A 4,649-nucleotide genomic window follows, 5' to 3' on the forward strand; every position below is an offset into this window, starting at 1 on the left:
GATGTCCTCGGTGTCGGCGGGCGTCGGCGGGCGCAGCCGCAGCCGCTCCGTCGTGAGAGTGAGGGGTTTCATGCCGGAATTCTGCCGGGCTGTACCACCTGTCGCGAGTACTTTTCTTCCCGCACCGGCACCTTCGACGGGTCCCGCGCGTTCTCGTTTCGGGCGACAACAGGTCCGCCCGACGGCGGCCCTCCCGGCACGGGCGGGTCCTCGCTTACGATGGCCGTTGCGGTGGGGCCCGCCTGCCGTGCCCGCGCCCGTGTCCGTATCCGACCCACGTGCCAGGCCCGACCGGCAAGGAGACCAACCTCAGTGTCCGTCTTCAACAAGCTCATGCGTGCAGGCGAAGGCAAGATCCTGCGCAAACTGCACCGCATCGCGGACCAGGTCAACTCCATCGAAGAGGACTTCGTGAGCCTCTCCGACGCCGAGTTGAGGGCGCTCACCGCCGAGTACAAAGAGCGCTACGCCGACGGCGAGAGCCTGGACGACCTGCTCCCCGAGGCCTTCGCGACCGTACGCGAGGCGGCCAAGCGCGTCCTCGGCCAGCGTCACTACGACGTCCAGCTCATGGGCGGCGCCGCGCTGCACCTCGGCTATGTCGCCGAGATGAAGACCGGTGAGGGCAAGACCCTCGTCGGCACGCTGCCCGCCTATCTGAACGCGCTGTCCGGCAAGGGCGTCCACCTGATCACGGTGAACGACTATCTGGCCGAGCGCGACTCCGAGATGATGGGCCGCGTCCACAAGTTCCTGGGCCTCGAAGTCGGCTGCATCCTGGCGAACATGACGCCCGCGCAGCGCCGTGAGCAGTACGCGTGCGACATCACGTACGGCACGAACAACGAGTTCGGCTTCGACTACCTCCGCGACAACATGGCGTGGTCCCAGGAGGAGCTGGTCCAGCGCGGCCACAACTACGCGATCGTGGACGAGGTCGACTCGATCCTCGTGGACGAGGCCCGTACGCCGCTGATCATCTCCGGCCCCGCCGACCAGGCCACCAAGTGGTACGGCGACTTCGCCAAGCTGGTCACCCGGCTGACCCGGGGCGAGGCGGGCAATCCGCTCAAGGGCATCGAGGAGACCGGCGACTACGAGGTCGACGAGAAGAAGCGCACCGTCGCCATCCATGAGCCGGGCGTCTCGAAGGTCGAGGACTGGCTGGGCATCGACAATCTGTACGAGTCGGTGAACACGCCGCTGGTGGGTTATCTGAACAACGCCATCAAGGCCAAGGAACTCTTCAAGAACGACAAGGACTATGTCGTCATCGACGGCGAAGTCATGATCGTGGACGAGCACACCGGCCGTATCCTCGCCGGCCGCCGCTACAACGAGGGCATGCACCAGGCGATCGAGGCGAAGGAGGGAGTGGACATCAAGGACGAGAACCAGACCCTCGCCACGATCACCCTCCAGAACTTCTTCCGCCTCTACGGCAAGCTCTCCGGTATGACCGGTACGGCCATGACCGAGGCCGCCGAGTTCCATCAGATCTACAAGCTGGGCGTCGTGCCGATCCCGACGAACCGGCCGATGGTCCGGGTGGACCAGTCCGATCTGATCTACCGCACCGAGGTCGCCAAGTTCGCCGCGGTCGTGGACGACATCGCGGAGAAGCACGAGAAGGGCCAGCCGATCCTGGTCGGTACCACCTCGGTCGAGAAGTCCGAGTACCTCTCGCAGCAGCTCAACAAGCGCGGTGTCCAGCACGAAGTGCTCAACGCCAAGCAGCACGACCGGGAGGCGACGATCGTCGCCCAGGCCGGCCGCAAGGGCGCCGTCACCGTCGCCACGAACATGGCCGGCCGTGGTACGGACATCAAGCTCGGCGGCAACCCCGACGATCTGGCCGAGGCGGAGCTGCGCCAGCGCGGTCTGGACCCCGTCGAGCATGTCGAGGAGTGGGCCGCGGCCCTGCCCGCCGCGCGGGAGAAGGCCGAGCAGGCCGTCAAGGCGGAGTTCGAGGAGGTCAAGGACCTCGGCGGGCTCTATGTCCTCGGCACCGAGCGGCACGAGTCACGCCGTATCGACAACCAGCTCCGCGGCCGGTCCGGACGTCAGGGCGACCCGGGCGAGTCCCGGTTCTATCTGTCGCTCGGCGACGACCTGATGCGGCTGTTCAAGGCGCAGATGGTCGAACGAGTCATGGCCATGGCCAATGTGCCGGACGACGTGCCCATCGAGAACAAGATGGTGACGCGCGCCATCGCCTCCGCCCAGTCGCAGGTCGAGCAGCAGAACTTCGAGACGCGTAAGAACGTCCTGAAGTACGACGAGGTGCTCAACCGGCAGCGCGAGGTCATCTACGGCGAGCGCCGCCGCGTCCTGGAGGGCGAGGACCTGCATGAGCAGGTGCGCCACTTCATGGACGACACGATCGACGCGTACATCCAGGCGGAGACCGTCGAGGGCTTCGCCGAGGAGTGGGACCTGGACCGGCTGTGGGGCGCCTTCAAGCAGCTCTACCCGGTGAAGGCCACCATCGAGGAGCTGGAGGAGGCGGCCGGCGACCGCGCCGGGATCACCGCCGAGTTCATCGCGGAGTCCATCAAGGACGACATCCACGCGCAGTACGAGGAGCGGGAGAACCAGCTCGGCTCGGACATCATGCGCGAGCTGGAGCGGCGCGTGGTGCTCTCCGTCCTGGACCGCAAGTGGCGCGAGCACCTCTATGAGATGGATTACCTCCAGGAGGGCATCGGGCTGCGCGCGATGGCCCAGAAGGACCCGCTGGTCGAGTACCAGCGCGAGGGCTTCGACATGTTCAACGCCATGATGGAGGGCATCAAGGAGGAGTCCGTCGGCTATCTGTTCAACCTGGAGGTCCAGGTCGAGCAGCAGGTCGAGGAGGTCCCGGTGCAGGACGCGGCGGAGCGTCCCTCGCTCTCCAAGCAGGACGCGGTGGCCGCGGGCACGGCCCGGCCGGAGATCCGCGCGAAGGGCCTCGACGCGCCGCAGCGGCCCGACCGGCTGCACTTCTCCGCTCCCACGGTGGACGGCGAGGGCGGCATCGTGGAGGGCGACTTCCAGAACGCGGAAGGGCCCACCCGGTCCACGACGGACGGACTGACGCGTGCCGAGCGGCGTAAGGCGCAGAAGGGCGGCGGCAGCGGCGGCCGTCGTCGTAAGAAGTAACAAGAAGCGCAAGAAGTAACAGGAAGTAAAAACAGGCCGGAGCGACGGGCCGGGGAGCGCACGCACTGTGGCGCCCCGGCCCGTCGTCGTACCCGTACCTCCTTACGTGCTTCACGCCGTGCGGCTCAGTTCCGGCCGGTGCGTTCGCCGCCGAGTTCGACGGCGGCGCAGCGCCAGCGGAGATCCGCGCTCTGCTCCAGCCGGAAGGCCATGGCGCGGACCTGCTCGCCGGCGGCGACGCTGGCGCAGGCCTCGACCACACCGGGCCGAGGCTGGAAGCCGTGGCAGGTACGGATGACGGGAAGTACGCCACGGGCCCTGAGCGGTGTGCCGGGCGCGAGCCGGACGAGCTGCTCGTACGCCTCCCCGATGGTCTGGCCGAGCATCCAGTGCACCGGGCGACGGCCGCTGAGGACGGCGAGCAGGCGCTCTGCGAAGAGTTCGTGCGGGCTCATGTGCCGGCTCTGCCGTGGCCGTACGGTGCCGGGCCTGCGCTGGTCGCGCCGGCCCGGAGGCCGTGCCCCGGCGACGGTCCTGGCCGCCGCACGGTCCGCCCTGGCGCCGCTGGAAGTGGTGGACATCACGCGCGTGGTGGTGTCGGTCGTGTTCATGCAGATCGCCCCCGTTCTGCCCGTCCGGTCCGATACCGGTCGGTAACTTCTGGTGTGGGATCTTTTACGGGGCCCGAGGTGACGCCCGCAAGGCGGGTACGCCGACGGCGCGCGCGACGCCGGAATCACCTATCCGTGTGATCCGAGCGCGCTGCGGGGCCTGCGGGCGGGACACGGCGCGGTCCTCGGTGGACGCCTGGGAGCTTGTCAGCGTCACCCCGAAGAGGGACTCCCGGACGTATCCTGAGTGCTCTCCCGACGATGAAAGCGGCCACCTCATGCGCGTCTATGTCCCCCTGACCCTGTCCGGTCTCGCAGAGGCGCACAAGACGGGCGAGGTCGGACCCGGGCCGCTGCTCGCGTATGCCGTGACCCCTGGACTGCGCGAGTGGTACGTCTCCGACGACATCGAGGAGCTGGAGTACGCGGCCCTGAACCGGGCCGCCGCCGCCTCGCTCCGGCTGCTCGCCGCCGATCCGGGCGTGGGACGGCGCCGGGTGGTCCTCGCGGCCGACGTGCCCGACAGGGAGGCCGTGTCGGACCCGGACCGCGGACTGGACGCCGGCGCGCTCGGCGAGGTGCGGATCGCCTCGGCGATCGTGCTGACGAAGGCGGCGGCGGTGCATGTCGACTCCGACGAGGCGGAGGAGGACGTGTCGGCCGCGGCGGCGGCGCTGGGCGCGGCGGACCACGGCGACGACGACGCCCAGTTCACGGTGGACGGCGCGGAGGACCACGAGCTGCTCTGGTACGGAGTCCAGGAGATCCCGAACCTCATCGGCTAGAGCGTGTTTCGAAAGTAGCGCCGTCCGCCCGGAGGGCGGGGCCTGCGGCGTTCGGTGCGTGCGATCGCAAGGCGGAGGATCGTCGTTGTCGATGGCCCGGCCGTACTTGGAC

At 68.5% G+C, this 4,649-nt stretch carries 3 protein-coding genes; 2 read left to right on the forward strand and 1 reads right to left on the reverse strand.

Annotation, left to right across the window (positions count from 1 at the left end):
* The first annotated feature begins 312 nt into the window (after positions 1-312).
* Positions 313-3,141, forward strand: a complete 2,829-nt coding sequence (gene secA, locus GA0115259_RS28755; RefSeq protein ID WP_093602440.1) for a preprotein translocase subunit SecA — start codon at positions 313-315, stop codon at positions 3,139-3,141.
* Between the two features lie 125 nt (positions 3,142-3,266).
* Here secA and GA0115259_RS28760 read toward each other — a convergent pair whose 3' ends face one another.
* Positions 3,267-3,722 carry an Rv3235 family protein gene (locus tag GA0115259_RS28760; RefSeq protein WP_093602444.1) on the reverse strand — a complete coding sequence of 152 codons (456 nt, stop codon included), beginning with the start codon at positions 3,720-3,722 and terminating at the stop codon, positions 3,267-3,269.
* A 308-nt stretch (positions 3,723-4,030) separates the two neighbouring features.
* On the opposite strand from GA0115259_RS28760, the gene GA0115259_RS28765 reads away from it, so the two are divergent.
* Positions 4,031-4,537: a DUF6912 family protein gene (locus GA0115259_RS28765; protein WP_093602442.1), complete on the forward strand. Its 507-nt coding sequence runs from the start codon at positions 4,031-4,033 to the stop codon at positions 4,535-4,537.
* Positions 4,538-4,649 lie beyond the last annotated feature (112 nt).

The sequence above is a fragment of the Streptomyces sp. MnatMP-M17 genome (genome assembly GCF_900091995.1).
Classification (GTDB): domain Bacteria; phylum Actinomycetota; class Actinomycetes; order Streptomycetales; family Streptomycetaceae; genus Streptomyces.

Coding starts and splice junctions, on each gene's coding strand:
- GA0115259_RS28760 (WP_093602444.1), bottom strand. CDS start 3,722: ATGTCCACCACTTCCAGCGGCGCCAGGGCGGACCGTGCGGCGGCCAGG.
- GA0115259_RS28765 (WP_093602442.1), top strand. CDS start 4,031: ATGCGCGTCTATGTCCCCCTGACCCTGTCCGGTCTCGCAGAGGCGCAC.